A 2,354-nucleotide genomic window follows, 5' to 3' on the forward strand; every position below is an offset into this window, starting at 1 on the left:
TGATAGCGGGCTTTCACCAGCCGGGCGATCTTAGCCCGTACGGCGCGTCGATCCCAACTCTAGCATTTTTAATTAGCAAAATTTTACCTGTCAGCTTAAACAGCATTACGATCTATATGAGCGTATTTTTGGCGCCGCTAGTGGCCGTGCCGATTATTTTGATAGCAAGAGAGTATAGGATCCTGAGCGCCGGCATCATCGCGGCGCTGCTTGCCACCATATTGCCGGGATATTATATGAGGACTTTAGGCGGGTATTTTGATAGCGATATGCTAAATGTTACTCTGCCGCTGCTAACGCTATGGGCTTTGATTAGGCTCATAGAGCGAAGCGAGCAGAGTAGCTTTATTTTACCTGCCGTTTTTACGGTGATTTATGATTGGTGGTATCCTAGCTCGTATTCTTTAAATATGGCGATTATAGTGATATTTTTAATCTATACTTTGATTTTTAATAGACACAATGAGGAAAATTACAAAGCGATTATTCTTATGGTCGCAGCGGTCATAAAATTTAGCGCGTATTACGAAGGTGAGACAATAATTGTAAATTATATTTTATTGTTCAAAATCGCACTCATTGCATTGCTATATTTTTTAATGATTAAAATTCCAAGTCATAAAAGCAAAAAAGCTCTTTGGATTTTGGGTACGATCGTCGCAATTACGTTCGTCATATTCGGCGGACTTACGCCCATAGCAGTGCAGCTTAAAGCTTACGTCTTAAAGGATGTAAGCAAAGAAGAAATTTTCTACTTCTACGGCGTTAGGAATACGGTTAATGAGGTAGAAAACGCTAATTTCATGAAATTTGTGCTTGAATCTAGTGGGCATCTATTTATATTCATATGTGCAGTAGGGGGACTGGCTCTATTGTTGATAAAATTCCGTTCGTTCATCTTAACCTTGCCGATGATAGCGCTTGGAGTTTTAGCACTTTTCGGTGGAACTCGCTTTACAATGTACGCTACACCGATGATAACGCTTGGATTTGCTTATTTCATATATTTCACGCTGAATTACTTTGAAATACGCACCTGGCTTAGAAGTACTTTGTTGGCTATTTTAACTTGTTTAGCGATAATGCCTAGCATAGATTTTATTTATAAATTCCGAGTTGCGCCTACGCTTACGAAAGACTCCATAACGCCTCTTGCAGAGCTAAAAAATAAAGCCAGCAGAGAGGATTATGTGCTATCGTGGTGGGATTACGGTTATTTAATCAGATATTACTCCGATGTAAAAGTAGTAGCTGATCCCGGAGGTAGACAGGCGGGAGAATACACTTTTATGAGTGCGTTTTCCTTTAATAAAGATGAGGTAAGCTCTGCTAATATGGCAAGGCTTAACGTAGAATATATACAAAAGTTGCAAGGTAAAAAATTTGATCCTAAACTGGAAGATAAATTTAAACTAAATCTATATCAAATTCAAAAAGATTATGGCGAAGCCGATATCAATAAATTCTTAAGTTCTTTGAGTGATAAGAATTTCAATCTTCCACAGAAAACTAGGGATATATATTATTATTTTGTACCGCACATGATAGATATATTGCCTAATATCTTAAAATTTTCTACTGTAGATATAGAAACAGGTAAAGAGTCTTGGACACCATTTATTCATGTGGGTTATGATATTAGAATGGGTAAAGATGGAGAGAGCATCATAATAAATGATGAATGCACGCTGCCTAGCGTCGATCCTGAATACCTAATCTATGACGGTAAAAGAATGCCTATTAATTCATATTATCAAGTGGGCGAAGTAAACGGCAAGCTCGTCAAATTATCTAAGCAGATAGATAAAAATTCTAATCTTTACGTGATATTTTTACCGGATTACCAAAGAATTTTAATCTTAGATAAAAAGGTATTTGAATCAGCCTTTATCCAACTTTTTGTGCTGGAAAACTATGATAAAGATCTGTTTGAGCCCGTTTATTTAAGTAATTCTGCGCGGATTTATAAGTTATTAAGATAAATTTATATCCAGAGGAATATTGCGTAAATTCTTATTGCATTATGCTTTTACAAAGCGTATGTTACTAAGCGATAAAATTTATAATGCAAGCTATATGCTGAGATTTAGAATTTATACTATAAATAAGTTACGAAAATACTTCAAAATTTTATCAATAAAAATCGTAAATGTTATGTATTTACTTTAAATTTAGCCTAGGTTTCGAAGCGTGTCGCTATCATTAAGATGAAATTTCACCAAAAGGAGTAAATATGAGAAATTTAGTTGCAAAAGTGGCGCTTCTTAGCTCTTTAGCTGCAGTAAGCGCGATGGCGGAGGGGCTTTTCATGGGCGGCGAGGGCGGATACAATTTCAAAAACCAAGCTGCGGGTT

Annotated in this window: 1 protein-coding gene; it reads left to right on the forward strand. The window is 36.5% G+C overall.

The features are described 5' to 3' along the window. A partial coding sequence (locus Q0257_RS03625; protein ID WP_298021656.1) for an STT3 domain-containing protein occupies nucleotides 1-1,982 on the forward strand: 1,982 nt, incomplete at its 5' end. Between the last annotated feature and the right edge of the window lie 372 nt (nucleotides 1,983-2,354).

This window comes from uncultured Campylobacter sp. (assembly GCF_938018035.1).
In the GTDB taxonomy this organism is placed as follows: Bacteria; Campylobacterota; Campylobacteria; order Campylobacterales; family Campylobacteraceae; genus Campylobacter_B.